Raw genomic sequence first — 26,189 nt, 5'->3', positions numbered from 1 at the left:
CGAAACACGCACCCAGATCGGTTCAGAAAGACACAAGCAGGGTTCTGACACATCTGCCCTCGGGGCAGTCCTGCCCTCAGACCTGAAATAGGCACCGGCTGTTCAGGAAACGCGCGAACAGATGGAACAGCCGGTGCCGGGACCTGTGGGCAGCGAACCGCCCTCAGGTATTCTTTTGCGCTTACTGACCGCCGCCCAACTGGTGGACATATGCGGATACGGCGCGGATCTGCGCCTCGGTCAGGCGGGTATCCCAGTTCGGCATCACGCCAAAGCGGCTATAGGTCACGGTCTCGGTCAGCGCCTCTTCGCTGCCGCCGTACAGCCAGATCGCATCCGTCAGGTTCGGAGCACCCTGGAACATGTCACCTTGACCGTTTTCGCCGTGACAGGCCGAACAGTTGTCTTCGAACACAACCTTGCCCGCCTGTGCAGCCGCATCGTCGGTCTGCGCGTTGGTCAGCGACATGACGTACTGAACCACCTGGGTGATCTCTTCCTTCTCGAGGATCTCACCAAAGGCCGGCATCTCGGAATAGCGCGCATCGTCGCTTTCTTCGTTCCGGATGCCATAGCTGACGGTGAAATGGATATCCTCCATCGTGCCGCCCCACAGCCATGCGTCATCCAGCAGGTTCGGGAAGCCCGGCGCGCCCTGGGCACCCGAGCCATGGCACTGCGCGCACCAGGTCCGGAACACGGCGCTGCCCGCGTTGACGGCATATTGCTGAAGCTCAGCATCCTTCGAGATATCGTCGAGCGGCGTATCCACCAATTGGGCGTTCAAAGGCGCGTTGGCCTCTTCAAACGCGACCAGTTCCTTTTGCACCTCGGCGCGCGAGGACCAGCCCGTCACACCCGCCGTTGCCGATTGCACAAGTGGCCAGGCCGGATACATGATGGTGTAGATCACACCCCAGAAGATCGTGGCGTAGAAGGTCCACAACCACCAGCGGGGCATCGGGTTGTCGAATTCCTCGATCCCGTCCCAGCTATGGCCGGTTGTATTCGGATCGCCCGGCTGTTTTTCAGGTGTCTTGCTCATGGCCGCGCCTCCTTGGGTGTGGCGGGTTTGTCTTGCTGGGCGGGGGCATCGGTGTGCCGGAACGGGATGTTGGCGGTGTCCTTGTATTCCTTGCTGGCACCGGGGCGGAAAACCCAAACCACGATGCCAAGAAAGAAGGTGAACAGCAGCAGCAGCATCCAGCTATCCGCGAATTGCCGTAAGAGTGTATATTCTTCCATCATACCCTCCTGTTATCGGCTGGCTGCCGGGGTGAAGGTCGAGAAATCGACCAGCGTGCCCAGCATCTGCAGATAGGCAATCAGCGCATCGGCCTCGGTCAGATCAGACTGACCGTCGAAGTTGCGCACATTGACCTTGTCGCCATAACGCTCCAGCAGCCCGTCATAGTCGCTGTCCGGATCAGCCTGCGCGCGGAAGTCGGCCACGGCGTTTTCCAGCATTTCTTCGGTGTAGGGCGTGCCGACCACGGCGTTTGCCGCCATGATGTCGCCGATATATTCACCGTCGATCTTGCGACGTTCCAGGAAGCCGTATTTCGGCATCACCGATTCTGGCACCACCGATTGCGCATCGCGCAGGTGGCGCACATGCCAGTCGTCCGAGTAACGGCCACCGACGCGAGCCAGATCAGGCCCGGTACGCTTGGACCCCCACTGGAACGGGTGGTCATACATCGATTCAGCCGCCAGCGAGTAGTGGCCATAGCGTTCGACCTCGTCCCGCATCGGCCGGATCATCTGGCTGTGGCAGACATAGCAGCCTTCGCGCAGATAGATCTCACGACCCGCCATTTCGAGTGGGGTGTAAGGGCGCATGCCCTCCACCTTCTCGATGGTATTCTCAAGATAGAACAGCGGTGCGATCTGCACGATGCCACCGATGGTCACGACCAGAAAGCTGAAGATCAGCAGGAGGGTCGCGTTGGTCTCGAGGATCTTATGTTTGTCGAGAATTGCCATTGCTCCGGCCCTCCTTATTCAGCCGGGACCGCGACGGTCAGGCTGGCCTCACGGGCCGGCGCTTTCCGCACAGTCATCCACAGGTTGTAGCACATGATCACCGACCCAGCGAGGAACATGACCCCGCCCAGACCGCGCACCACATACATCGGGAACTTGGCCGCCACAGTGTCGGCGAACGAGTTCACCAGGAAGCCGTTGGCATCCACTTCGCGCCACATCAGGCCTTCCATGATACCGGTCACCCACATCGACGCGGCGTAGAGCACGATGCCGATGGTGGCGAGCCAGAAGTGCCAGCTGACCATTTGCAGCGAGTAGAGACGCTCGCGCTTCCACAGGACAGGCACCAGGAAGTACAGCGCACCGAATGTGATCATGCCGTTCCAGCCCAGCGCGCCGGAATGCACGTGACCAATGGTCCAGTCGGTGTAGTGAGACAGCGAGTTCACAGCGCGGATCGACATCATCGGACCTTCAAAGGTGGACATGCCGTAGAAGCCGACCGAGATCACCATCATCCGGATCACCGGGTCGGTGCGCAGCTTGTCCCACGCGCCCGACAGGGTCATCAGGCCGTTGATCATGCCACCCCAGGACGGCATCCACAGGATCACCGAGAACACCATGCCCAGCGTCGAGGCCCAATCCGGCAGCGCGGTATAGTGCAGGTGGTGCGGACCGGCCCAGATATACAGGAAGATCAGCGCCCAGAAGTGGATGATCGACAGCTTGTACGAAAACACCGGACGTTCGGCCTGTTTCGGGATGAAGTAATACATCATGCCCAAGAAACCGGCGGTCAGGAAAAAGCCCACGGCGTTGTGGCCGTACCACCACTGGATCATGGCATCTTGCACGCCCGACCAGACGATGACCGATTTCGAACCCCAGATGCTGACCGGGATGGTCATGTTGTTGACCAGGTGCAGCATGGCGACGGTGACGATGAAGGCCAGGTAGAACCAGTTTGCCACATAGATATGGGGCTCTTTCCGCTTGATGATCGTGCCCAGATAGACCGCCAGATAAGCGACCCAGACGACGGTCAGCCACAGGTCAACATACCATTCCGGCTCGGCATATTCCTTGGACTGGGTTCCGCCCAGAACGTATCCGGTAGCAGCCAGCACGATGAACAGCTGATAGCCCCAGAACACGAACCACGCGAGGTTTCCACCCCACAGCCGTGCGGCGCTGGTACGCTGAACCACATAGAACGAGGTTGCGATCAACGCGTTGCCGCCAAAGGCAAAAATCACCGCCGAGGTGTGCAGCGGACGCAGCCGTCCAAAGTTCAGGTATCCCTGCGCCCATTCGAAATTGAGCGTCGGAAAGGCCAGCTGGAACGCAATAAAGGTCCCTGCAAGGAACCCGACCACGCCCCAAAAGGCGGTTGCGATCACGCCGTAGCGGATCACGTCATCCATGTACTCGCCCGAGCGATCAGTGAGAATATCTGGCTCATCCGTGTTTCGAAGCGTCCAGATGAACAGACCGCCGGCGATGACCATCACCAGAATCGCATGCACCTGATACGCCAAATCGCGTGCATAATTGGACCCGATCGCGGCAAATACCACGACCAGACCAAGCACGATCAGCTTGATGTAATTCGACATATTGCGTCCCTTTACCGTGCCCCGCGCAATTTGCGTGCCGCGCGGAACCTTTTTGACTGTTTGCTGTATTGAAGAAATGCAGCCTGGGCTGCTTTGATCTGAGTCAAGACAGACACCCGTTTTCTATGACACGCATACCTCTATGAATGGGTTATCTGGTCGCAGGGGACCGTTGACCCCAAGTCAAGAGGTCGATATGGCGTATAAATCTCTTCTCACAATCATGACCGAAACACAGGGCGCACAGGCCACGCTTGCCCAGTTGGCGGCACTGGCCGAAGCGCAGGATGGTCATGCCGAGGCCCTGTGTCTGGGCGTCGATCGCAGTCAGACAGGCTATTACTATGCCGGGGCAAATGCGTTGATCCTTCAGGAAACGCTCAGCCGGGCCAATGCCGAAGCGGATGAGTTGCTGGCCTTCGCTAAGGAGTATCTGCGCAAAACCGGGGCCCGCTGGTCAGCCGAAAGCGGTGTGGCCCAGATCGCAGATATTGGCCGCCATGTGGCACATCGGGCGCGGTTTTCGGATCTGGTCGTGCTGCCGCATCCGTACGGTGAGGATCGCGGCGCCGAGGCCGAACCGATTATCGAAGCCGCCATGTTCGAAGGCCACGCGCCTGTGCTGGTCGTCCCGAATACCGCCCGTCCGATGTCGGTGCCCAAGCGCATCATGATCGCGTGGAACGAAAGCATCGAGGCGATGCGCGCCGTGCGCCGCGCCCTGCCCTTCCTCAAGGCGGCTGATGTGGCCCGTATCGTGGTCATCGACCCGCCGCGCCACGGGCCTGACCGGTCCGATCCCGGCGGGATGCTGTCCCAGATGCTGGCGCGGCACGGCGTAAAATGTGAGATTGAGGTGCTGAGCAAGACAATGACCCGCGTCTCGGACATTCTGAACCGGCACGCGATGGATACGGAATCCGACATGATCGTCATGGGGGCGTATGGCCATTCCCGCTTTCGCGAAGCGATCCTTGGCGGCGCAACACGCAACATGCTGGAACAATCCGCCGTCCCGGTTTTTCTGGCCCACTGAACCACGCTGCGGGCCTGGAGCTTTGAAAGCTGCATCAAGTACGACCGGCTGCAGGTTCGGGCGCACATGAACGTACAACCGTTTCGCGGCACCTTCTGTCACACGGGCTGCCGCCTCTTCACATGCCCGCTAGTGCGGTGAAACGATACTGGCGTGGTGCGCGGACACTCCCTACCTCGGTTTCAAATCGACGGAGGCACAATGCGCACCTTTATCCCAACCCTTGCCGCTGCGGTCATCTTAGCTGTTCTCATCGGCGCAGATGTCGCCAAACCTCTGGGCGCTCACCCATGGTGGTCACAGAAGACGCTGCTGTTTGGCGCGCCGATCGGGCTGATCCTTGCAACCCTGCTTGCACGCGTGTCGGTTCCGGTAACAAGGCTAGCTGTTGCCGTGGTGCTCACAGCGCTCGCTTTTGGTGTTGCAAAATACGGTCAGACCCAATTCGCCGCCTCATATGCCGAAGATGCCCTGGCGGGTAAGCTGTGGTACTTCGGATGGATCGCGGTCGGAGCCACTGCGGCATCCCTGTTGACCTTCCTGATGCAGATGACCCTGCCTGGATCCGCTGGTCGAACGCCATCAGGCTCGGGCAGCAAGATCAGCTAGGCCAAAGCGAACCCAATCGGGTCTAGCCAACGCGGGTGCCTGATCTGGTCAGACCAGGAACCCACCATCCGAATCGTCCCCGGCCTCATCCATCAATCGGGCCATGTCAGGAATAGTCACGTGGCGTTTGCCTTCCAACGCAATCACCCCGTCCTTTTTCAGGGCCGAGATCTGACGGCTGACCGTCTCAAGCGTCAGACCTAGGTAGTCGGCCATCGCCTCGCGGGTCAGAGGCAGGTCAAAGACAATCGCCCCCGACAGCCCCTTTTGCGTGATCGATGCATCGCGACGCGCAATGATCGACAACAGGCTGGCGATCTTTTCCCGCGCGGTTTTGCGCCCCAGAACCAGCATCCATTCGCGCGCGGCGTCCAGCTCGTCCAACGTCATCTGCAACAGGCGATGCGCGATATGCGGCGTCGCGTTCATCAGATCCTCGAACGGTTTCTTGCGAAAGCAGCACATCACCACGTCCGTGGTGGCCTGAACGTCATAGGCCGCGGCGTCGCGCCCCGGTCGGCCCACAAAGTCACTGGGCAGCAACAGACCCACCATCTGGGTCCGGCCATCCTCCATCGTTTGGGTCAAAGAGGCGATTCCCGACACGACCGAGCCGACAAAGTTCATCTGATCGCCCGACCAGATGATCGTCTGACCCGCCTCGAAACTGCGGTAATACTTAATCTCTTCAAGGGCTTCCAACTCATCCGCATCACAGCGTGCACAGACGGCCCGGTGACGAATCGGGCAGTCTTCGCAATTGGCGTGATCGAACTGTGCTTTAATTGTCATGCGCGTTCCCACTTGATCTCTGTCAAAGCAGCCAAGTCGTTGGCCTCATAAGGTTATCGTCATGATAGATAAATCACAATTGGCAAGGCTTGGACTATTTGACGCGAAAGTGCCGCGTTACACGAGCTACCCAACCGCCCCCCACTTCAGCAATGACGTGGGGGCTGACCGTTATGGCGACTGGATTTCCGCAATAAAACCCGGAAGCGCCGTCTCGCTGTATATCCACGTCCCCTTCTGCCGCCGGCTGTGCTGGTTCTGCGCCTGCCGCACGCAAGGAACGCAGACGGATAACCCGGTCATTGCCTATGTGGATGTTCTGAAGGCCGAGCTGGACTTGCTGGCCGCGCGCCTGCCAGACGGCGTCGTGCTGTCGCGCCTGCATTGGGGCGGTGGGACGCCGACCTTGCTGAACCCGGACCTGATGCGCGAACTGGCGCAGCATATCCTGGGCATTGTGCCGATGGGCCCGGATGCCGAGTTCTCGGTCGAAATCGACCCGAACGAAATTGACGATGCGCGTCTGGATGCCCTGGCCGAGGCAGGCATGAACCGCGCCTCGATCGGTGTGCAGGATTTCGATGATGAGATTCAAAAGACCATCGGGCGCATTCAAAGCTATGACACCACCCGCGAAGCGGTCGACATGATCCGCGCGCGCGGCATTACCAGTCTGAATGCCGATATTCTGTACGGCCTGCCCCATCAGACCAAAGCCCGCATGACCGAAAGCGTGCAAAAGCTTCTGTCGCTCAGCCCGGACCGCGTGGCGCTTTATGGCTATGCCCACGTGCCGTGGATGGCCAAGCGGCAGCAGCTGATTCCATCAGACGCGCTGCCGACGCCCGAACAACGGCTGGACCTGTTCGACACTGCCCGCCGCCTGTTCATGTGGGACAATTACGCCGAGATCGGGATCGACCACTTCGCAACACAGGAAGACGGCCTGACCCGGGCTTTGAACGCGGGGCAGCTAAAGCGCAACTTCCAGGGCTATACCGACGATCAGGCCGAGGTTTTGATTGGGGTCGGTGCCAGTTCGATCTCGCGCTTCCCGCAGGGCTACGCACAGAACAATCCGGCGACCTCGGCGCATACCAAGGCGGTTCGCGACGGGCGGTTTTCAACCTCGCGCGGGCATCTGTTCAAAGCTCAGGATGTGCTGCGCGCCCGGCTGATCGAAGCGCTGATGTGCGATTTCAAGATCAACTCGGCCGAGATTCTGCGCGACTACGACGTCACCGCCCAAGAGTTGCGCGACATGTACAGCGCGGCGAATACGGCTTTTGACGGGTTGCTGCGCATCACCGAGGACGGGCTGTTCATCCCGCCCGAAGCCCGCGCCCTGACCCGGATGATCGCGCGGACCTTCGATGCCTACGACCTCAGCAAGGCCGGGCATAGTTCCGCCATCTGACCCAAAGACCGCGGGCGGCTTTTCCGCCCGCCTCGCGAGATTTCGAACAGGGGCTTGACGCAAGGCTTCTGTTTTCCCCAAACTTGGGGTGTGGCCCGTTAAACTGGTCCGCAATTCGAGGCAGGTAAATTCGCAGACATCCCGTGCCGACGCTTTTGCGTTCGACATCCCTTTTCGTGCAGCCACTCTGCAACCTGAAAGAGGGACAGCACATATGCGCGTTTTCACCGTCCTGGGCCCCAGTCAATCGGGCAAATCCACTCTGGTCGAGGCCATCAGCCGCCTCGACGGGCGCCCCACAACATTCGACGTTTCCGGAACCGTGCATTTGCACGGTTTTTCTTACTTGGACGAACCATGGTGCGCGGTTGACGTTGATGGCGGCGGCGATGCGCTGGCTTATGTCGGCCCGGCCATGGCGATCTCGGACGCGGCAGTTGTCGTCGTGCCGCCCGACCCGGACGCGGCGGTGCTGTGCGCGCCGTATCTGAGACTGGTCGAAGAGGCCGGCATCCCCTGTTTTCTGTTCATCAACCGGATGGACAACCCCAACGGCCGCATCCGCGACATCATCGCGGCGCTGCAAACCTATTGCACCAATCACATCGCATTGCGCCAGGTCCCGATCCGCGAAGGGGAAACGATCATCGGCGCGGTCGATCTGATTTCTGAACGCGCGTGGAAATATCAGGAAGGCCAACCCTCGGCCCTGATCGAATTGCCGCAATCGGTCGAGGATCGCGAGCAGGAGGCCCGCACCGAATTGCTGGAAACCCTGTCCGATTTCGATGACAACCTGCTGGAGCAACTGATCGAGGACAAGCAACCCCCCAGCGCCGAGGTCTATGACCTCGCCGCGCAAGTCCTGCAGAACCACCAGTTGATCCCGGCCTGTCTGGGGGCCGCGAGCCATGGCAATGGCCTGACCCGGTTGATGAAAGCCCTGCGGCACGAAGCGCCAGAGTTTGATATTGCCGCCGGGCGTGACGAAGCAGCAGACAATGCCCGCGCCATCGCAGGCTTTGCCGATGTGAAGAAACATATCGGCAAGATCACCGTTCTGCGTGGCCTGGGCGACGGCGTCAAAGCGCACGAGGCGTTGGGCGGCGAAACCGTGGGCAACCTGACCACGCTGGACGCAAAAACCCAGATCAATGCGTTGGAGGCCGGGCAGATCGGTCTGGCGGTCAAATCCGATCACCTGAATCCCGGTTTTATTTATGACAGCCGTGCGGCAACACCGTTGCCGGATTGGGCCGCGTCGCACCCTGTTGCGCACCGGCAAGTCGTCTCGCCCGCGCATGAACGCGACGACGTGCGCCTGTCCAACGCCCTGACCCGACTGGTCGAAATCGATCCGGGTCTTCAAATGGAGCAGGATGAACTCAGCGGTCATTCCGTTCTGGGCTCGCAAGGGCCACAGCATATGCGGCGGGTGACGGCGAAGCTGTTAGAGGATTTCGGCATCGAAATCGAAACCAGCGCGGTCGAAACCGCCTATCGCGAAACCATCCGCACGCAGGTCGAACACCGGCATCGGCATCGCAAGCAATCTGGCGGGGCCGGGCAGTTTGCCGATGTGGTCATCTCGGTCGCGCCGCTGCCGCGCGGGTCGGGCTTTCAGTTCGAGGAAATCGTCAAGGGCGGGGCCGTGCCGAAGAACTATATCCCGTCGGTCGAACACGGGGCCAAGGACGCGCTGGTACAGGGCCCCGAAGGCTTTCCGGTGGTGGATGTCAAAGTCACACTCAGCGACGGAAAGCACCACAATGTCGACAGTTCGGACTATGCTTTCCGCACCGCAGGCAAAAACGCCGTCCGCGAGGCCTTGCCCGAAGCCAAACCCGTGGTCTTGCAACCGATCCTGACCGCCGAGATTCACCTGCCGTCGGATTTCGTCGGCGATCTGGTGCCAACGATCAGCACGCTGCAAGGGCAGGTTCTGGGGTTCGAGGGCAACCCGAACGCCTCGGGCTGGGAGATCTTCAATGCGCAGCTTCCGGCCGTCGCACAGGATGAGCTACACCGCACCCTCGCCAGCGCCACGCGCGGGACCGGTTGGGTCAAGCTCAGCTTTGATCACTATGAGGAGCTGCGCGGGCCGGTTCCCAAACCCGCCGACCGGGAAAAGGCCAGCGCCTGAGAAACGCGTCGGGCGGGCGTCAGCCCGCCGCCGCAATCAACTCGCGCGTATAGTCTGTTTGCGCGTTTTCAAACAGGTCTTCCGCCGCGCCCATCTCGATCACATCCCCGTTGCGCATGACAACAACGTTGTGGGACATCGCGCGCACTACCTTCAGGTCGTGGCTGATGAACAGATAGGCCAGCCCATATTTCCGCTGCAGATCGCGCAGCAAATCGACGATCTGAACCTGCACCGTCATGTCCAGCGCGCTGGTCGGTTCGTCCAGAACCAGCAGTTTCGGACGCAAAACCATGGCCCGCGCGATCGCGATGCGCTGACGTTGCCCGCCCGAGAACTCATGCGGGTAGCGATCCATCGACGCCGGGTCCAGGCCCACTTCGGTCATCACTTCGGCCACCAACTCACGCGGGGCACGATGGGGATCGACCTTATGGATGGCCAGCCCCTCGGCGATGATCTGCTGGCAGGTCATGCGCGGGCTGAGGCTGCCGAACGGGTCCTGAAACACGATCTGCATATCCTTGCGAAGTCGCCGCAACTGCCGCGTGGACCAGCGGCGGACGTTCTGATCGCGGAAGGTAATGCCGCCTTCTGACGCAATCAGCCGCATGATGGCCAGCGCCAATGTGGTCTTGCCCGAGCCACTTTCGCCGACGATCCCCAATGTCTCACCCGCCCTTACGCTGAGCGTGGCGTCATTAACCGCCTTCACATGACCCACGGTGCGCTTCAGGAAACCCCGCTGGATCGGGAACCAGACCTTCAGATGGTCCGTGCGCGCGACCTCTTCTGCGTCATGTGCAACAGGGTCCGGGTGGCCCGAAGGCTCAGCCGCCAGCAGCTTGCGGGTATAGGGGTGTTGCGGGTTGTCGAAAATCTCAGCCGTAACACCGGTTTCAACAATCTCGCCATCCTTCATCACGCAAACACGATCCGCGATCCGACGGACGATCCCCAGATCATGGGTGATGAACAGCATCCCCATATTCTCGGATTTCTGCAATTCGGCCAGCAGTTCGAGGATCTGCGCCTGAATGGTGACGTCCAACGCTGTTGTCGGCTCGTCCGCGATCAGGATGTCCGGCTTGTTGGCCAGCGCCATCGCGATCATCACTCGCTGCCGCTGTCCGCCGGACAGTTGATGCGGATAGCTGTCCAGACGTTCTTCAGGATCACGGATACCCACCTTGGTCAAAAGCTCCACAATCCGGTCCCGCGCCGCATCGCCTGATAGCCCCTGATGCAAAGCCAGCGACTCGGCCATTTGCTTCTGGATCGTGTGCAGCGGGTTAAGCGAGGTCATCGGCTCCTGAAAGATAAAGCTGATATCGTTGCCGCGCACGCCCATCAGCGTGTCCTCGGACGCGCCGATCATCTCCTGCCCGTCATATTGCACCGAGCCTTCGACAATCGCGCTGTCGCCCAGCAAGGACACCGTGGACAGGGCCGTCACGGATTTGCCCGACCCGGATTCACCCACCAAGGCGACCGTTTCGCCCCGATCCACGGTGAAGGACACGCCTTTGACGGCCGCTGATACCTGACCGTCCTGCCGGAACGAGACTTTCAGGTCCTGCACATTCAACAGCGACATTTTCATACGCTGATCCCCCCAAGCGCTGCGTGCGTGAAACCCACCCATACGGCACCGAGCATCGCGCCGACCTGCAGCCAGGTCGGGAAAGACCGTTTCGTTGCAAAGATGACCGCGCTGGCGATCAGAACGGCTGTACCCGGCCCGAACAGCACCAGGAAAAACAGGCCAAAGACGTCGTATTGAAACGGGCCGTGGGGGTGCGTGGTAAAGAACTCCCAGCCGAGCCCACCCATCACCAGAATGATGTATCCCAATGCCACTAGCCCCGCGACAAGGATGAGGCGTTCCATCGGCCTGTTGATCACCTTTTCGGTCATGAGAACGTCTTTCTGGGATCAAACGCATCGCGGACGCCTTCGAAAATGAAGACCAGCAGCGACAGCATGATGGCAAAGGTGAAGAACGCGGTGAAGGCCAGCCACGGGGCCTGCAGGTTCTGTTTCGCCTGCAAGGTCAGCTCGCCCAGTGACGGGGCCGAGGATGGCAGGCCGAAGCCCAGAAAATCCAGCGACGCCAGACCACCGATGGTGCCGGTGACGATGAATGGCATAAAGGTCAACGTGGCGACCATTGCGTTGGGCAGCATATGGCGGAACATGATGGTCATGTTGCCCACACCCAGCGCGCGTGCGGCACGAACATATTCCAAATTGCGCGCCCGCAGGAATTCGGCCCGCACAACGCCCACAAGTCCGGTCCAACTGAACAGGATCATCAACGCCACAAGCAGCCAGAAACTTCGCCCCAGAATGGCGAACATGATGATGATCACATAAAGCGACGGGGTCGCCGACCAGATCTCGATTATGCGTTGGAAGATCAGATCCAGCCAGCCGCCAAAGAACCCTTGAATCGCGCCCGCGAATATCCCGATCAGACTGGCCGCACCGGTGACAATCAAAGTGAACAGGATCGACAGGCGGAAGCCGTAGATCACGCGGGCCAGAACGTCTCGCTTGGTGTCATCCGTTCCCAGCAGATTCTGCCCGTTGGGCGGCAACGGGGCCGCGCCCGGGCGATCAACGCTCGTGTTGTAGGAATACGGGATCAGCGGCCAGATGGCCCAGCCGCGTTCGAACCCGTCGGCCTCAAACGTGCCCGCATCAATCTGTTCGATAATACCCTCGGGATCGTCAAAGCACGCATCCAGACCACCGCTGTCGATCAGACACATCACCTCGGGGTCGCGATAGATCGCTTCGGTCTGGAAATCTCCGCCAAACTCGGTTTCGGCGTAGAAGTTGAAGATCGGCGTATAGAACTCGCCCTGGTATTTCACCAAGATCGGTTTGTCATTGGCGATGAACTCGGCAAACAAGGACAGCCCGAACAGGACCGAGAAGATGAGCAGCGACCAGAACGCCCGGCCATTGCGCCGGAAATTGCGCCAGCGGCGCTGATTGAGGGGAGAAAGCGCCATCTACCCCTCCCGCTTTTCAAAGTCGATACGCGGGTCGACAAGGACATACATCAGGTCACTGATAATGCCGACGACCAGCCCCATCAGGCCAAAGATGAACAGGGTGCCAAAGATCACCGGATAGTCCCGGGCCACGGCGGCCTCGAAACCCAGCCGTCCCAGCCCGTCCAGCGAAAAGATCGTCTCGATAATGATCGATCCGCCGAAGAACACACCAATGAACACCGCCGGGAAACCGGCGATCACAATCAGCATCGCGTTGCGGAAGACATGGCCATACAGCACTTTTCCTTCGCTCAGCCCCTTGGCGCGGGCGGTCATCACGTATTGCTTCTTGATCTCATCCAGAAACGAGTTCTTGGTCAGCAGCGTCAACGTCGCAAAGGCCGAAATCGTCAACGCAATGATCGGCAAAGCGATGTGCCAGAAGTAATCCGCGATCTTGCCAAACAGGCTGAGGCTGTCCCAATTGTCCGAAGTCAGCCCCCGCAGCGGGAAAATCTGCCAGTAAGAGCCGCCAGCAAAAAGAACCAGCAGCAGGATCGCAAAGAGGAACCCCGGAATGGCATAGGCCACGATAATGGTTCCGCTGGTCCAGGTGTCGAATGTTGACCCATCCTTTACGGCTTTTCGGATGCCCAGCGGAATGGACACCAGATAAGCGATCAGCGTCGACCACAGACCCAGCGAGATCGATACCGGCATTTTCTCAAGCACCAGGTCAATCACACTGATCGAACGAAAGTAACTCTCGCCGAAATCCAGCGTCAGGTAGTTGCCCATCATGTTCAGAAACCGTTCGAGCGGCGGCTTGTCGAAGCCGAATTCTTTTTCCAGTTCGGCGATGAATTCGGGCGGCAGACCACGAGCGCCGACATACTTGTCGTCGAATACGCCGCCTGCGGGCTCGGCCCCGGCGCCCGCATCGCCGCCGCCTGCGAACCCGGCGAACACGTCCCCCTGCCCTTCGATCTGAGCAATGATCTGTTCGACCGGCCCGCCAGGCACGAATTGCACCAGCGTGAAGTTGACCACCATGATGCCCAGCAAGGTCGGGATGACCAAAAGCAGGCGTCTTAGAATATAGGCGCCCATCTTAACGCAGCGCGCCTTTCGCTTTCAGCGCGGCTTCTTTCTCGGGGTTGATCCACCACAAATCCAGATGACCAAGCGAGTAAGGTGGCAGGTTTTCCGGGTATTCATACATGTCGTAATAGGCCGTCCAGTAGTCCGCGATATATCCCACGGGGATTACGAAGAACTCATACCGCAGTGCCCGATCCAGCGCCATAAGGGCTGTGTCCTGATCTGCCTGATTGTCCGTCTCGAATGACGCGTTGATGATTGCATCAACCAGCGGGCTTGCCAGTCCCGCAGGGTTGAACAAGCTAAAGGCCGCTTCCTCGGACCCGTACATCTGCAGCAAGCCGCCGCCGGTCGAGAGGAACGTGCCATACCGGGTCGAATACACCATGTCATAGTCGCGTTCCCGGCTGCGCAGGGTGTATTGGGCCGGATCGACCTTTTCTGCCGACGCATCAACGCCCAGCGCCTGAAGGTTCTGCACATAGGTTTCGATCATCGTAGCTGTCGATGTGGGCAAATTCGATGGGTAAGGGATATTTACCTTCAGGGTCTGCCCCTCGGCGTTTCGGCGCAGGTTGCCATCGCCAACCGGCCATCCCGCTTCGTCCAGCATCTTGGACGCCTTGCGCAGATTGCGACGGTCGTTCAGCCGCGCCGAATTGGATTCATGCGCCATGATCGCCGGTTCGGACAAAAAGTCCGCAGGTACGACATCCCCCAGCGTTTCCAGAAACGCCAGTTCATCCCCTGTGGGAACATCCTGCGCCTCCAACGGCGTGCCTTGGACAAAGGAACTGCGAGGTGAGTTCAGACCGAACAGCAGGGATTCGTTTGCCCATTCGAAATTGAACGCCAGCGCCAGCGCCTTACGTACGTTTTTGTCTGCAAACTGCGGTTTGCCCAGATTGAACACAAAACCAGACGGGGTCGGCGGGCTGCCATCCGCGATCTCATCCTGCACAACCGAACCTTCGGTCAGTTTGGGGAAATCATAGCTTGTCGCCCAGAGCTTGGGATCGCTCTCGATCCGGATCGTGTATTCACCGGCCTTGAAGCCTTCGAAGGCTGCGGTCTGGTCTGCGAAGTATTCGACGCGAATGGTGTCGAAGTTGTTTCGCCCAATATTGAACGGCAGATCCTTGCCCCAGTAATCGTCACGCCGTTTGTACACGATCCGACGGTTAATGTCGTAGCTGTCCAGTTTATACGGACCCGACCCAACGGCCACTTCCAGGCGGGGTTCGTCCAAACGGCGCGAGTCGTCCGCCTCGAACCAGGCTTTCGAAAACACCGGTGTGGCCCCAACGGTTTCGATCAAGCTGCGCCGCGTCACTTCGGGGTTAAACGTGAATTTGACCGTGTGGTCGTCCAACGCCTCGGCCCCCGTGACCATGCGCCCTACCGCTTGCGCGTATGACGGCAACCCCTGTTCGATGAACAGACGGTGGCTGTAAACCACATCCTCGGCCGTAACCGGCGTGCCATCCCAGAACATCGCCTCGGGCCGAAGGTGGAAAATGACGTAGTTTCGGCCTTCGTCATATTCCAGGCTTTCCGCAAGGACGCCATAATACTGGCCCACACTGTCATCTGCACTTTCGAACAGGCGATCATACTGAATGGTGGTCAAGGCTCCGCTACGGCCTTTGCGCGAATAAGGGTTCAGCGAGTCGAATGTTCCAGACGCCGCCAATGACAACTCTCCGCCTTTCGGCGCATCCGGATTGACGTAGTTCAGATGCGGATAATCGGCCGGATAGTCCAGATTTCCAAAGTAGGAATACCCGTGGCTGCGCGTGATGTTCTCGTCATTCGCCTGCGCAATTCCTACCGATCCAAAAGCGGTGGTTGCCATCATTCCCAGAACCGCCCCCCAATGCCGAACGGTCATCTCGCGCGAAGCAGGCAGGAGGGGTTTCATATGGCTCGTCCTCTGGATCGTTGTCATCTTCTATGTCGGTCCGGCTAGCTAAATCGCCAGCCTTGGATGATTCAAGTTTAGAATGCGTGAACGCTTTGTGAAGATTTTCGGCACAAAAAAAGCCGCTGCACAAGGCAACGGCTTTGGGATTTTCACATTCGTGAGGGCAATCAGTTGCCGATGGTCTGCAGGTAAGCAATCACATCCGCGCGCTCTTGCGGCTTTTTCAGGCCCGCAAAGCTCATGGTCGTGCCCGAGATATAGTCGCTGGGGCGTGTCAGGAACGCGTCCAGGGCTTCGGGTGTCCAGTTGCCGCCATGCGCAAGCATGCCTGCCGAGTAACCGCCAAAACCCTCGGCCGTGCCCAGCGGACGGTCCACTACGCCGTACAGGTACGGGCCGGTGCCGTTTGCGCCATCTTCCAGCTTGTGGCACGCGGTGCACTTGCGGAAGACTTTTGCGCCTTTTTCGACGTCGGCGGCGGCCAGCAGATCCTCGAATACCACCTCTTCGCCGTCGGCGCTTTCGCCCGAACTTTCGGTTTCGATGATATATGCGGCCTGCGCATCACCGTGGCCACCATGCGAATGGTAAAGGATGTCGCCACCCCATTTGGCAAGAAGCAGCACCAGGAAAGTGCCGAACAGGCCTGCTGCGGCCTTGGTAACTGTCATCGTGTCGAACATTGATCGCGTGTCCATTTCAGCTGTCTGTGCAGGTGTCTAAGGCTTCCCCTGACGAGAGGCAAGGTATAGACACCGCGACGAAACGCCCAATTCTGGAACTTGTTGCACGGAATCGACCAAATGACCAATCGCATTGCTTTTCAAGGCGAACCCGGCGCCTACAGTCACGAGGCCTGCCGCAACGCGCGCCCGGAAATGGAGGCTCTGCCCTGCCGCACCTTCGAGGATGTGATCGAATCGGTCCGCTCGGGCGAGGCTGATCTGGCGATGCTGCCGGTGGAAAACACGACCTACGGGCGGGTGGCCGATATTCACCGGCTGTTGCCGCACAGCGGTCTGCATATCATCGAAGAGGCGTTTGTTCGGGTTCATATCAACCTGCTCGCTGTGCCGGGTGCAAAACTGGAAGACATCACCGAGGCGCACTCGCATCTTGTGCTGCTGCCCCAATGTGCAGGGTTCCTGCGTGAACACGACATTCGCGGACGCGTCAGCCCCGATAACGCACGTGCCGCGCGCGAAGTGTCCGAGGCCGGTGACATTCATTCCGCCGCGCTGGCCAGCGAACTGGCCGGAGAGATTTACGGCCTGAACGTCTTGGCCCGCCATATCGAGGATCACGGCGACAACACCACGCGCTTTTTGCTGATGTCCCGCCAGGCCGACCTGTCTCGCCGGGGGGCGCATGAGATGATCACCAGCTTCGTGTTTCAGGTGCGCAACATCCCGGCCGCGCTGTACAAGGCCATGGGCGGCTTTGCCACCAACGGCATCAACATGACCAAGCTGGAAAGCTACATGCTGGATGGCTCGTTCACGGCGACGCAGTTCTACGCAGACATCGTCGGGCACCCGGACGACCGGAACGTGCAACTGGCCATGGACGAGCTTGAGCACTTTACAACCAATGTCGAGATCCTGGGCGTCTACCCGGCAGCGCAACCGCGCGGTTGATGCGGGGTTGTCACGGTCGGGATGAATTGAATTCTGACCGCCGGAACCGCGAACCGCGCCCTAAGCCCCGTGCTTGTGGCGCTGCTCCAACTCGCGGGCAAACTCGCCCAAGCGGATCTGAAACTGTTTGCGGAACCGGGCCTGACCCAGCTTCATCGATTGCAGCAACAGCCGGGCGGGCAGGGATTTGGCGCTGAGCGACATTTCAACGCTCAGGCGGGTTCTGCGTTGTGACAGGGCCAGAAAATCAACCGTGGTGATGCCGCTCATACCTTTGCTGTTGGCTTCGAACCGCATTTGCGCGGGGCGGTCGCAATCGGTCATCACCACCGACATCTGACGCGGTTTGCCGCGCAGTTTGAACTCGGTCTCCCAGGTGGTCCCGGCCTCGACCGGGGCGTCTTGGGTCGTGCGCCGAACATCGATGCCGCGCCGCATGGCCATACGCTCGAACCGTTCGAAATCGGCAACCATTTCGAATACCGAATTGATCGGGGCTTCGATATCTTCGCGCGCTGAAAACTGCATGTCTGCCTTTGCTGCCTTTTGTCCAGTTTTTCCTTAGTCCAGCGTGTCCGCAAGCCAGTTTTGCAACAGAAAATGCGCGATGGCCCCTTTTCGAGCGGGCAGCAGGGTTGGATGCTCGCCTGCGAAAGCCTGCATTATTTCCGTTTTGCTGACCCACATCGCGTCTTCAATCTCGACCGGATCGATCACGATGTCACGCGACAGCGCCTCGCCCGCGCAGCCGAACATCAGCGAGGCCGGGAACGGCCAGGGCTGGCTGGACAGGTACGAGACCGCACCGACCGGCACGCCTGCCTCCTCCATCACCTCGCGCCGTACGGCGGCCTCAAGCGTTTCGCCCGGTTCGACAAACCCAGCCAGCAGCGAATACATCCCCTCGGGCCAGCCGGGCGAGCGGCCCATCAGCACCGCGTCACCATGGGTGATCAGCATAATGACAACCGGATCCGTACGCGGAAAATGCTGCGCGCCGCAGGTCGGGCAACTGCGCTGCCACCCGGCCTGCGAGATTTCACTGGGCGCGCCGCATTTGGCGCAGAATTTATGCGTTTCATGCCAGCCGATTACCGCCTTGGCCGTCGCCGCCAGTTCGGCATCAAGGGGCGACAGGCGGGTCATGATCCGGCGCAGCTCGGCAAAGACATGGCCTTCGGGCAGGTCGGGATGTTGCTGTTCGGTCCGGTCGACAAACGCGCCAACACCGGTCAGGTCCAGCCCTTCGGCGGCCCAGTTCGAAATATCCAGCGCAAACAAAGGAGCATCTGAAGCATCCAGCCCCAGAAAGATCGGGGCAGAAACAATCCCTCCGGGTCCACGTGTGATCAGGGGATGAGACATGGGCTGCAAAGCCAACCGATCCAGCCTGTCACCCTGCACCAGCAGTTTACCGCGCCACAGCAGAACACATCTGGCTGCCGGATCGCCTTGTGCTTGTGACAACTTCTCGGCGTCGCCCCGAATATGGGCCGCACGGTTCAGACCCGCGCCACCGAAAGTCACCTGTTCTGCATTTATCATCACCTGCCCCTTCGGCTTTGCTGACAGGGCTGCCATGACTGCCCCGGCGTTGCAATGGCCTTTCGCGGTGCCGGGCCATGCGCGGCCAGAGGCAATGCTTGCACAGGCCTGGAAACATTGGCATTAAGTCTACCAATTGTTGATTTTGATTTAGCACCAGCATCCAATAGTAGAATTCAAGAGTGAAAACTGGACCTTTTAGACCGGGTCAAACTGAAAGTTCGGATGTGCATATTCGTATTCTCGCGACAACTGATCTGCACATGAATCTGACCGGTTTCGACTATTACTCGGATCAGCCGGACCCCACGATCGGATTCACGCGAACCGCCAGTCTGATCCGCGCAGCACGAACCGAAGCAGACGGCGCACTTGTTTTGCTGTTCGACAATGGCGATGCGCTTCAGGGCACGCCGCTGGGCGATCAGGCGGTACAGGACCCTGACGGCCATCCAATGATGCAAGGGTTTGCGTCCCTGCACTATGACGCCGTCGGGCTTGGCAATCACGATTTCGGCTTTGGGCTGGAGGTGCTGGACACTGTTCTTGATCAGGCTCCATGTCCCGTCCTGTGCAGCAATATGCGCCGCCGGTCTGGGGTTTCGCAACGCTGGCAGGGCCATGCGGTGCTTGACCGATCGATTTCGCTGAACGGGCAAGACATTCCCATCCGCGTGGGCGTGTTGTCGGTTTTGCCCCCTCAGACCGCGCAATGGGAAGCGCATCATCTGGGCGATGACATCACGATCGCGGACTGTCTGAAAGCGGCGCGACGCACCGTGCAGACCCTGAAATCGGCGGGGTGTGACCTGGTCATCGCGCTGGCCCATTCCGGCCTCGGTCAGGTTCAGGATGTACCGGGGTTGGAGAATGCCGTGATCCCGTTGGCCGCCATTGACGGCATTGATGCCCTCGTGGCCGGGCACACACACCTGACCCTTCCCGGCAACGACCATCAGGGGCTGGCCCATGTCGACCCTGAGGCCGGATTGGTCCATGGCAAACCGGTTGTCATGCCCGGGTCTGCAGGAAGTCATCTGGGCGTGATTGATCTGAACCTGTCCCACTCTGCCGATCTCGGGTGGCAAGTCACCGACCAGCAGGTCGGGTTGAGACCGCTTCGCCAAAACAAACCCACCCCTGAAACGCCAGAGGATCCCGACATGGTCCGGCTTTTTGCACCCGTGCACGCCCGAACCCGCACCAAGATGGCCGAGCCGGTGGCGCGAATCGCACAACCGATGCACAGCTATTTCAGCTTTTGCGCCGTTGATCGGGGGTTGGCATTGGTGGCCTCGGCGCAAGCTGCTGCACTACGCCCCTATCTGTCCGGCACTGCACTGGCCAATTTGCCCATGTTGTCCGCCGTTTCGCCCTATAAATGCGGCGGTCGGTCCGGGCCGCGCTATTATACCGATGTCCCGGCGGGCGAGGTTTGTTTGCGCCACATTGCGGACCTTTACGTCTTTCCGAACGAACTGAGGGCGGTGAAGGTCAGCGGCGCTCAGGTGCTGGACTGGCTTGAGATGTCGGCGGGTCTTTTCAACACCCTGCGTCGCGACGCCGAGACCGATCTGATCGACCCCGGTCGGGTTGGGTACAATTTCGACCTTCTATTTGGCCTGACCTACCAGATCGACCTGTCCTACCCGGCCCGGTTTGACGCTCGGGGGCAGTTGATCGACAATTCTCACCGCCGTATCCGGCAGGCCAGAATTGACGGGTCTACGCTTGACCCCAATCAGGATTTTGTGGTCGCGCTCAACAATTACCGCGCCAATGGTGGCGGGCATTTCCCGTTTGTGGAAACGGCTGAGCCGATCAACCTGCCCGCAATAGATATCAAGCGAATCCTCCGCGATTATCTGACCGGGAACCTGCCCGCCGACCCGCTGTCTCAGGCGGTTCATCCGTTTTCGTTCACGCCGCAGGCCGGGGTTCAGGCAATCCTCAGTACGGGGCCCGGCGCGCTGAAGTACCTGCCCGAATTGCAGAACTACGACCCTATCGTTCTGGACCCGGACCCGCAGGGGTTCGAACGCATCCGGCTGACACTCTGACGGGTTGTCATTTTCCCCAGGCTTCCCTATATCAAGCGCTGAGAGGTTGGCGCGGGCGAGCGCCTCGCCAACCTGGTCAGGTCCGGAAGGAAGCAGCCACAACGAGCCCCGCTTGGGTCGATGTCCAACCTCTCACCTTTCCCCCACGTATCCGCTCATCAGCACAATCAGGCAACCAACCGGGGCCAGATTGCCGAATTCCGGCGGGCAAATGCGCCGATATGGCCGATCTCTTTCACTCCGAACTCCTTGGGTGACAACAGGTGCCGCCGCGCGTCCGGCCCATACAGATCCGCCAGACGCCATACGGCTTGTGGCGGGACGGTCTGATCGTCGTCGCTGGTGAACAGATCTACCGGAACACCCAGATCCGCCCAGCGCGCCAGTGGCAGTTTTTGCCCGATCTCAGGCACATAATTCAAAGGTGCGGTGCACCACCTGCGCCATTGCCAATAGACAGAGCCCGGCAGATCGGCACCGAACCCAATGGCTTTGCCGGGCAGATACCCCAGGGCTTTCACAAGCAGCGGTACATGCCCATGCCAGAACGCCCAGGCCAACCCCCGATAGGGCCATGGGTGATCGGACAGCGTCACCAACCCCGAGCAAACACAGATCATCCGGTCGATCTGGTCGATATCCGGCTGAATCGGCCCCAGCATTCCGCCGACGGAATGACCAATGCTCCACTGCCGGGCGTCGGGAAACCTTCGGCGCATCTCGGCCCGTGCTGCGGGCATATCGATCAGGGCCCAGTCCGACATCGTGACCTGCGAGTCGCGCATGGGGCCGGAAACAGAGTGACCGAAATCGCGATAGTCGTACGTCAGGCAGGCCATGCCACGCTCGGCAGCCAACCACCGGGCAAAGTGCTGGTAGTAGTCGCGCGGCACACCGGTCGCCCCGTTCAGTACCACCACCGTTTCGGGATCAGTAAAAGGCCGATACAGCCGCGCCGACAGGTGCGCCGGGCCAGCGGGAAACTGAAAATCCTCGATCTTCACGTGCTGTTGCGTGTCCAACATCGAACCTGCGGGCCTTTCTGAACCAATCGGTTTACCTGCCCAAGAGGCACAACAACCCGCAGCCGAGTCAACCCCGCTGCCACTTGACCACACGTCGCCCGGCACAAGACATGTGTACGCGACACCCAAAACCGCGCTTGACTCAGAACGCGAACAGACGCTAGCTGTTGTGTGATGGTTTCCGATCCACACAATAGGTCGGGATGAAAAGGGAACACGGTGCGGTTCTGCCCGGTCAAACCGGAAGGAACCAAGGCCGCGACTGCCCCCGCAACTGTAAGCGGTAAGCGATGCCGGAATGCCACTGGCCGAAAGGCTGGGAAGGTCGGCAAAGCAACGACCCGCAAGTCAGGAGACCTGCCATCATCAACGTAACCGAAACTCGGGCGGGGTGTCCGGGCAGGTCCTGACAGCGTTTCTTCTGTCTCACCTGTATCATCCCCCGTCCGCCGCGCGGAGGGCGCAGGATGATCTGGAAGACAAAAACCCACGAATACGTGGCGACCATTTGCCAACGCACAGGCGGGCCCTGCCCCGCAATGGCGCGCATGGCACGCGCGCTGGCCGAGGCAATGAACAAGGCCGACCACGTCACCAGCGAAGGATTCGAAATCGAAGGTAGCAGCGACCTGACGCATTGCGCGCAAGGGTGCATGGCCCGCTTTCGCGCCGGACCAGAACAGATACGCATCTTCTGCGGGACCGAGGCGGACACGCCGATCCAAACGCTGGATACCTATGCCGACCTGATTTTTAACGAGACATGCGCGGCCCTTCCGTCCGGGGCCTTGCCAAGAACGCCTTGCGCCATGCTTGAGGTCTTGGCCCTGAGACCTTCAAGACCAGTGCAGGAACCGGCGCGGGTATCAGCCTGAGCGCGCATCCAAAGGTGCGTGGGTCGCTTTCGTGGCCCATGCCATCTGCTCGTCGGTTTCCACCGCGCAGGGGCGCAGGGCCCGCAACCGGGCCAGCGCCTTGTCTGCCGGTTCCCCGCATTCCAGCATCAGGCGCAAGACCACCATACCGGATCGCCCGCACCCACCCCGGCAATGCACCAGCACCCGGCCACCGCCGGACAAAGCCTGCCGCGCCGATGCGCTGACCGACCCCCACCGATCCTGAACGGCGCGCGGCGGGGCGCCAAAATCCTCGACCGGCAAATGAACCCATCGGCTGGCGCGGCCCTGAATGTCACTGCCAAAGGTCCGGGCCCCGTCCTGCAGCATCTCAACTTCCGTGGTCATCGAGATCACAAGACCGGGTTTCCAATCCGCGATTGTATCCAGATCGCCCGCATAATCTCCGCCGCGTCCCGGCATCGAGGTCAGCGCAAGTGTTCCGCCTCCGACTTGCAGCGCGTAGACGACCAGTTGCGACATCAAAGATTTCCTCCCAAACCCAAGCCTGCTTTTAAAATGTGCTTCAAAAATACTGAGATTCCAGTTTACGCCGATCTCGGGTCTTTCCAAACCAAATTTCGCCAACCGCGCGGTGGACGCGGGCTGCAGCGACCACTACGCTGCGACGACGTCCCGAATCCGCCAGAGCAGACATGACCGACACAGACAGCCCCGCCTATCAGGTTCTCGCCCGCAAATACCGTCCGGAAACCTTTGCTGATCTGGTGGGTCAGGACGCGATGGTGCGCACGCTGAAAAATGCGTTCGAAGCCGACAGGATAGCCCAGGCCTTTGTCATGACCGGCATACGCGGCACCGGCAAGACAACCACGGCGCGGATCATCGCCAAGGGTATGAACTGCATCGGGCCGGACGGCGCTGGTGGCCCCACGACCGAACCCTGCGGTCAGTGCGAGCATTGCGTGGCCATCATGGAAGGCCGCCATGTCGACGTGATGGAGATGGACGCCGCCAGCCGTACCGGCGTCAATGATATTCGCGAAATCATCGACAGCGTCCGCTACCGCGCCGCCTCGGCCCGCTACAAGATTTACATCATCGATGAGGTTCACATGCTCTCGACCAGCGCCTTCAACGCGCTGCTCAAGACGCTGGAGGAGCCGCCCGAACATGTGAAGTTCATCTTCGCCACCACCGAGATTCGCAAGGTCCCGGTCACGGTCCTGTCCCGCTGCCAGCGCTTCGACCTGCGCCGGATCGAGCCCGAAGATATGATCGGTCTGCTGCAAAAGATCGCCAGCGCCGAAGGGGCCGAGATTGCCGAGGACGCGCTGGCATTGATCACCCGCGCGGCCGAGGGGTCTGCCCGCGACGCAACCTCGTTGCTGGATCAGGCGATTTCTCATGGCGCAGGCGAAACCACCGCTGACCAGGTGCGCGCCATGTTGGGGCTGGCCGACCGTGGCCGGGTGCTGGACCTGATGGATATGATCCTGCGCGGCGATGCCGCCGGGGCCCTGACCGAGCTTAGCGCGCAATATGCCGAAGGGGCCGACCCGCTGGCGGTGCTGCGTGATCTGGCCGAGATCACCCATTGGGTCTCGGTCGTCAAAATCACGCCGGACGCAGCCGAGGATCCGACAGTATCCCCTGACGAGCGCGCCCGTGGCCAGCAGATGGCCGACGCCCTGCCCATGCGTGTGCTGACCCGCATGTGGCAAATGCTGTTGAAGGCGCTGGAGGAGGTCTCGGCCGCCCCCAACGCGATGATGGCCGCCGAGATGGCTGTGATCCGTCTGACCCATGTGGCCGATCTGCCCAGTCCGGAAGAACTGATCAAACGTCTGCAGGATACACCTGCGCCACCAAATGGCGGACCGGGCGGCGGTATGCCGACCCACGGTAACGGCACTGCACCGGTTGAAGCGCGCGCAGCACCGGCCTATGCGCCTGCGCCTCGCGGGGCAGGGGGTGCTCCGGTCGCGGCGCTGGCCCAGGACACGCAGGCCGCTTTGGCGCGCTATCCCAGCTTCGATCACGTGGTCGAGCTGATCCGCGTCAACCGTGATGTGAAACTGTTGGTCGAGGTCGAAAACGGCGTGCGGCTGGTTTCCTATCAGCCGGGACGGATCGAGTTCACGCCCGCGCTGCAGGCCCCGAACGATCTGGCCCCACGGCTGGGTTCGGCTCTGCAGCGGTGGACAGGCAATCGCTGGGCCGTGGCGATTGTGTCCGATGGCGACGCGCCGACGATTGCCGAAATTCGCGACAGGGCGGAACTGGCGCTGAAGGAAGAAGCCTCGGAGCACCCGCTGGTTCAAGCCGTTCTGGCGCATTTCCCAAAGGCCAAGATCACCAGAATAGAAACCCCCGAACAACGCGCGGCACAGGTCGAAACCGAAGCCCTGCCAGAGGTCGAGGATGAATGGGACCCGTTCGAAGAGGATTAAGTCGACCCCCGCCCCATGACCGAGGAGCCTGATGCGCACAACCCCGCTGCACCCCAAATTCGGCCTGATTGTTCATGACGTCGACCTGCGCGAGGTCACGCAGGATAACCTCTACCCCCAGATCCGGCACGCCTTCGAAACGCATTCCGCCCTGCTTTTTTCGGGGCAGAGCATCTCGGATGACGATCACATGCGTCTGGGCGAACTGTTTGGGCCGCTGGAAAACCGGGAACAGATGGCGGCGGGGCGCGATGTGGAGTTTCAGGTGTCTGAACTGTCCAATCAGACAGAGGACGGCTTGCGCGCCCGCGACGATCTGCGCCTGCTGGATTTGCAGGCCAATATGCTGTGGCACACAGACAGCACATTCCTGCCTACCCCTGCACTGATCAATATTCTGACCGCCCTCGTGGTCCCACCCAGCGGCGGCGAGACGGAACTTGCCTCGACACGCGCTGCCTGGGCCGAGATGCCCGGCCACCTGAAAGAACCGCTGCAAGACGCCATCATCTGGCACAGGCTGTCGCATTCCCGCATGAAAATCGATGCCGATCTGGCAGCCCTGCCCCGGATGACCCGCTGGCCCGATCGGCCCTGGCGGGCAATCTGGCCGAACCCCGTGACGGGCGAAGAGGCCCTGTTCATAGCATCCCACGCCTTCGCCATCGAAGGGCTGGGGCACAAGGAAAGCCAGGCCATTCTGGACGAGGCCATCGCCTTTTGCACCCGGCCCGAATATGTCTATTCGCATCAATGGACCGCGGGCGACGTCCTGATCTGGGACGAGCGGGCGACGCTGCACCGTGGGCGGCCTTGGGATTACAACCATCCGCGCACGTTGCGGTCGATCTGCTGTTCCGTAACCGAAACGGACGGGCTGAACCGCGTTCGCATGGTGTGATCCGATTCCCGGAACACTCCCGCGCCCGCCACGGGCCATCGGCTGACGCCGATGCCCCTGAGCGGCCTTGGGCCCG

General features: G+C 60.4%; 24 protein-coding genes, 1 other RNA gene and 1 riboswitch. Of the genes, 10 read left to right on the top strand and 15 right to left on the bottom strand.

Annotated features, from left to right (window positions below; translation table 11 throughout):
- Positions 1-181: 181 nt before the first annotated feature.
- The 4 genes from ccoP to ccoN are packed head-to-tail and all read right to left on the bottom strand — an operon-like array spanning position 182 to position 3,608.
- Positions 182-1,045, bottom strand: coding sequence for a cytochrome-c oxidase, cbb3-type subunit III (ccoP, locus tag ACR0MO_RS20370; protein ID WP_170524053.1), 864 nt, complete (start codon positions 1,043-1,045; stop codon positions 182-184).
- On the bottom strand, positions 1,042-1,245 hold the full coding sequence (locus ACR0MO_RS20365; RefSeq protein WP_170524051.1) for a cbb3-type cytochrome c oxidase subunit 3: 204 nt from the start codon (positions 1,243-1,245) through the stop codon (positions 1,042-1,044). The genes ccoP and ACR0MO_RS20365 overlap by 4 nt, the downstream gene beginning before the upstream one ends.
- A 12-nt stretch (positions 1,246-1,257) precedes the next feature.
- Entirely contained in the window at positions 1,258-1,986 is a 729-nt protein-coding gene (gene ccoO / locus ACR0MO_RS20360) for a cytochrome-c oxidase, cbb3-type subunit II (protein WP_170455081.1), read from the bottom strand.
- A gap of 14 nt (positions 1,987-2,000) precedes the next feature.
- Complete coding sequence (gene ccoN, locus ACR0MO_RS20355; protein ID WP_170455084.1) at positions 2,001-3,608, bottom strand: cytochrome-c oxidase, cbb3-type subunit I; 1,608 nt, start codon at positions 3,606-3,608, stop codon at positions 2,001-2,003.
- A 196-nt stretch (positions 3,609-3,804) separates the two neighbouring features.
- On the opposite strand from ccoN, the gene ACR0MO_RS20350 reads away from it, so the two are divergent.
- Together ACR0MO_RS20350 and ACR0MO_RS20345 are read left to right on the top strand one after the other, a co-directional pair.
- Complete coding sequence (locus ACR0MO_RS20350; RefSeq protein ID WP_170455085.1) at positions 3,805-4,644, top strand: universal stress protein; 840 nt, start codon at positions 3,805-3,807, stop codon at positions 4,642-4,644.
- Positions 4,645-4,845: 201 nt separating this feature from the next.
- The gene (locus ACR0MO_RS20345) at positions 4,846-5,253 is read left to right on the top strand and encodes a hypothetical protein (protein WP_480627310.1); all 408 of its coding nucleotides are present in this window, start codon (positions 4,846-4,848) and stop codon (positions 5,251-5,253) included.
- 48 nt (positions 5,254-5,301) lie between these two features.
- Here the strand turns inward: ACR0MO_RS20345 and fnrL are convergent, their stop codons facing one another.
- A complete protein-coding gene (fnrL, locus tag ACR0MO_RS20340; protein ID WP_170634361.1) occupies positions 5,302-6,045 on the bottom strand; it encodes a transcriptional regulator FnrL in 744 nt (247 codons plus the stop codon).
- Positions 6,046-6,106: 61 nt separating this feature from the next.
- On the opposite strand from fnrL, the gene hemN reads away from it, so the two are divergent.
- Positions 6,107-7,462 (top strand): oxygen-independent coproporphyrinogen III oxidase, encoded by a 1,356-nt coding sequence (hemN, locus tag ACR0MO_RS20335; RefSeq protein ID WP_480893088.1) that lies wholly within the window; start codon positions 6,107-6,109, stop codon positions 7,460-7,462.
- Between the two features lie 214 nt (positions 7,463-7,676).
- Positions 7,677-9,605, top strand: coding sequence for an elongation factor G (locus ACR0MO_RS20330; protein WP_170524036.1), 1,929 nt, complete (start codon positions 7,677-7,679; stop codon positions 9,603-9,605).
- 19 nt (positions 9,606-9,624) lie between these two features.
- Here the strand turns inward: ACR0MO_RS20330 and ACR0MO_RS20325 are convergent, their stop codons facing one another.
- The 6 genes from ACR0MO_RS20325 to ACR0MO_RS20300 all read right to left on the bottom strand — a co-directional run bounded on the left by ACR0MO_RS20325 (position 9,625) and on the right by ACR0MO_RS20300 (position 16,318).
- Positions 9,625-11,202 carry an ABC transporter ATP-binding protein gene (locus ACR0MO_RS20325; RefSeq protein WP_170624699.1) on the bottom strand — a complete coding sequence of 526 codons (1,578 nt, stop codon included), beginning with the start codon at positions 11,200-11,202 and terminating at the stop codon, positions 9,625-9,627.
- 2 nt (positions 11,203-11,204) lie between these two features.
- Positions 11,205-11,522 (bottom strand): hypothetical protein, encoded by a 318-nt coding sequence (locus tag ACR0MO_RS20320; protein ID WP_170624528.1) that lies wholly within the window; start codon positions 11,520-11,522, stop codon positions 11,205-11,207.
- Complete coding sequence (locus tag ACR0MO_RS20315) at positions 11,519-12,625, bottom strand: ABC transporter permease (RefSeq protein WP_170455097.1); 1,107 nt, start codon at positions 12,623-12,625, stop codon at positions 11,519-11,521. Before ACR0MO_RS20315 ends, ACR0MO_RS20320 begins: the two co-directional genes overlap by 4 nt.
- A complete protein-coding gene (locus ACR0MO_RS20310; protein ID WP_170455099.1) occupies positions 12,626-13,720 on the bottom strand; it encodes a microcin C ABC transporter permease YejB in 1,095 nt (364 codons plus the stop codon).
- A 1-nt stretch (position 13,721) separates the two neighbouring features.
- Entirely contained in the window at positions 13,722-15,632 is a 1,911-nt protein-coding gene (locus ACR0MO_RS20305; protein WP_170455101.1) for an extracellular solute-binding protein, read from the bottom strand.
- 170 nt (positions 15,633-15,802) lie between these two features.
- Positions 15,803-16,318, bottom strand: coding sequence for a c-type cytochrome (locus ACR0MO_RS20300; RefSeq protein WP_170624701.1), 516 nt, complete (start codon positions 16,316-16,318; stop codon positions 15,803-15,805).
- A gap of 120 nt (positions 16,319-16,438) precedes the next feature.
- Between ACR0MO_RS20300 and ACR0MO_RS20295 the strand changes: the two genes are divergently transcribed.
- The gene (locus ACR0MO_RS20295) at positions 16,439-17,272 is read left to right on the top strand and encodes a prephenate dehydratase (protein ID WP_170455103.1); all 834 of its coding nucleotides are present in this window, start codon (positions 16,439-16,441) and stop codon (positions 17,270-17,272) included.
- A 60-nt stretch (positions 17,273-17,332) separates the two neighbouring features.
- On the opposite strand, the gene ACR0MO_RS20290 is transcribed toward ACR0MO_RS20295, so the two are convergent.
- The gene (locus tag ACR0MO_RS20290; protein ID WP_480627317.1) at positions 17,333-17,800 is read right to left on the bottom strand and encodes an SRPBCC family protein; all 468 of its coding nucleotides are present in this window, start codon (positions 17,798-17,800) and stop codon (positions 17,333-17,335) included.
- 33 nt (positions 17,801-17,833) lie between these two features.
- Positions 17,834-18,817, bottom strand: coding sequence for an NAD(+) diphosphatase (gene nudC, locus ACR0MO_RS20285; protein WP_480627324.1), 984 nt, complete (start codon positions 18,815-18,817; stop codon positions 17,834-17,836).
- 182 nt (positions 18,818-18,999) lie between these two features.
- Here nudC and ACR0MO_RS20280 point away from each other — a divergent pair, with 182 nt between their 5' ends.
- On the top strand, positions 19,000-20,877 hold the full coding sequence (locus ACR0MO_RS20280) for a bifunctional 2',3'-cyclic-nucleotide 2'-phosphodiesterase/3'-nucleotidase (protein WP_480893084.1): 1,878 nt from the start codon (positions 19,000-19,002) through the stop codon (positions 20,875-20,877).
- A gap of 39 nt (positions 20,878-20,916) precedes the next feature.
- Positions 20,917-21,015: signal recognition particle sRNA small type (gene ffs / locus ACR0MO_RS20275), an RNA gene on the top strand.
- Between the two features lie 29 nt (positions 21,016-21,044).
- Here ffs and ACR0MO_RS20270 read toward each other — a convergent pair.
- A complete protein-coding gene (locus tag ACR0MO_RS20270) occupies positions 21,045-21,902 on the bottom strand; it encodes an alpha/beta hydrolase family protein (protein ID WP_480893082.1) in 858 nt (285 codons plus the stop codon).
- Between the two features lie 158 nt (positions 21,903-22,060).
- Positions 22,061-22,281, top strand: a riboswitch (cobalamin riboswitch).
- A gap of 88 nt (positions 22,282-22,369) precedes the next feature.
- Here ACR0MO_RS20270 and ACR0MO_RS20265 point away from each other — a divergent pair.
- Complete coding sequence (locus ACR0MO_RS20265) at positions 22,370-22,777, top strand: hypothetical protein (protein WP_480780933.1); 408 nt, start codon at positions 22,370-22,372, stop codon at positions 22,775-22,777.
- Here the strand turns inward: ACR0MO_RS20265 and ACR0MO_RS20260 are convergent.
- Positions 22,769-23,281 (bottom strand): phosphatase domain-containing protein, encoded by a 513-nt coding sequence (locus ACR0MO_RS20260; protein ID WP_170455113.1) that lies wholly within the window; start codon positions 23,279-23,281, stop codon positions 22,769-22,771. The two genes, ACR0MO_RS20265 and ACR0MO_RS20260, sit on opposite strands and share 9 nt — an antisense overlap.
- A 173-nt stretch (positions 23,282-23,454) precedes the next feature.
- Here ACR0MO_RS20260 and ACR0MO_RS20255 point away from each other — a divergent pair, with 173 nt between their 5' ends.
- Both ACR0MO_RS20255 and ACR0MO_RS20250 read left to right on the top strand, forming a co-directional pair.
- On the top strand, positions 23,455-25,212 hold the full coding sequence (locus ACR0MO_RS20255; protein WP_480893080.1) for a DNA polymerase III subunit gamma/tau: 1,758 nt from the start codon (positions 23,455-23,457) through the stop codon (positions 25,210-25,212).
- Between the two features lie 31 nt (positions 25,213-25,243).
- Positions 25,244-26,113 (top strand): TauD/TfdA family dioxygenase, encoded by an 870-nt coding sequence (locus tag ACR0MO_RS20250; protein WP_170624537.1) that lies wholly within the window; start codon positions 25,244-25,246, stop codon positions 26,111-26,113.
- The last annotated feature ends 76 nt before the right edge of the window (positions 26,114-26,189 follow it).

Source organism: Ruegeria sp. K5 (assembly GCF_056531805.1).
Note: the sequence above shows the minus strand (reverse complement) of the source record. Positions and strands in the feature narration are given on the sequence as shown.

Coding starts and splice junctions, on each gene's coding strand:
- ccoP (WP_170524053.1), bottom strand. CDS start 1,045: ATGAGCAAGACACCTGAAAAACAGCCGGGCGATCCGAATACAACCGGC.
- ACR0MO_RS20365 (WP_170524051.1), bottom strand. CDS start 1,245: ATGGAAGAATATACACTCTTACGGCAATTCGCGGATAGCTGGATGCTG.
- ccoO (WP_170455081.1), bottom strand. CDS start 1,986: ATGGCAATTCTCGACAAACATAAGATCCTCGAGACCAACGCGACCCTC.
- ccoN (WP_170455084.1), bottom strand. CDS start 3,608: ATGTCGAATTACATCAAGCTGATCGTGCTTGGTCTGGTCGTGGTATTT.
- ACR0MO_RS20350 (WP_170455085.1), top strand. CDS start 3,805: ATGGCGTATAAATCTCTTCTCACAATCATGACCGAAACACAGGGCGCA.
- ACR0MO_RS20345 (WP_480627310.1), top strand. CDS start 4,846: ATGCGCACCTTTATCCCAACCCTTGCCGCTGCGGTCATCTTAGCTGTT.
- fnrL (WP_170634361.1), bottom strand. CDS start 6,045: ATGACAATTAAAGCACAGTTCGATCACGCCAATTGCGAAGACTGCCCG.
- hemN (WP_480893088.1), top strand. CDS start 6,107: ATGATAGATAAATCACAATTGGCAAGGCTTGGACTATTTGACGCGAAA.
- ACR0MO_RS20330 (WP_170524036.1), top strand. CDS start 7,677: ATGCGCGTTTTCACCGTCCTGGGCCCCAGTCAATCGGGCAAATCCACT.
- ACR0MO_RS20325 (WP_170624699.1), bottom strand. CDS start 11,202: ATGTCGCTGTTGAATGTGCAGGACCTGAAAGTCTCGTTCCGGCAGGAC.
- ACR0MO_RS20320 (WP_170624528.1), bottom strand. CDS start 11,522: ATGACCGAAAAGGTGATCAACAGGCCGATGGAACGCCTCATCCTTGTC.
- ACR0MO_RS20315 (WP_170455097.1), bottom strand. CDS start 12,625: ATGGCGCTTTCTCCCCTCAATCAGCGCCGCTGGCGCAATTTCCGGCGC.
- ACR0MO_RS20310 (WP_170455099.1), bottom strand. CDS start 13,720: ATGGGCGCCTATATTCTAAGACGCCTGCTTTTGGTCATCCCGACCTTG.
- ACR0MO_RS20305 (WP_170455101.1), bottom strand. CDS start 15,632: ATGAAACCCCTCCTGCCTGCTTCGCGCGAGATGACCGTTCGGCATTGG.
- ACR0MO_RS20300 (WP_170624701.1), bottom strand. CDS start 16,318: ATGTTCGACACGATGACAGTTACCAAGGCCGCAGCAGGCCTGTTCGGC.
- ACR0MO_RS20295 (WP_170455103.1), top strand. CDS start 16,439: ATGACCAATCGCATTGCTTTTCAAGGCGAACCCGGCGCCTACAGTCAC.
- ACR0MO_RS20290 (WP_480627317.1), bottom strand. CDS start 17,800: ATGCAGTTTTCAGCGCGCGAAGATATCGAAGCCCCGATCAATTCGGTA.
- nudC (WP_480627324.1), bottom strand. CDS start 18,817: ATGATAAATGCAGAACAGGTGACTTTCGGTGGCGCGGGTCTGAACCGT.
- ACR0MO_RS20270 (WP_480893082.1), bottom strand. CDS start 21,902: ATGTTGGACACGCAACAGCACGTGAAGATCGAGGATTTTCAGTTTCCC.
- ACR0MO_RS20265 (WP_480780933.1), top strand. CDS start 22,370: ATGATCTGGAAGACAAAAACCCACGAATACGTGGCGACCATTTGCCAA.
- ACR0MO_RS20260 (WP_170455113.1), bottom strand. CDS start 23,281: ATGTCGCAACTGGTCGTCTACGCGCTGCAAGTCGGAGGCGGAACACTT.
- ACR0MO_RS20255 (WP_480893080.1), top strand. CDS start 23,455: ATGACCGACACAGACAGCCCCGCCTATCAGGTTCTCGCCCGCAAATAC.
- ACR0MO_RS20250 (WP_170624537.1), top strand. CDS start 25,244: ATGCGCACAACCCCGCTGCACCCCAAATTCGGCCTGATTGTTCATGAC.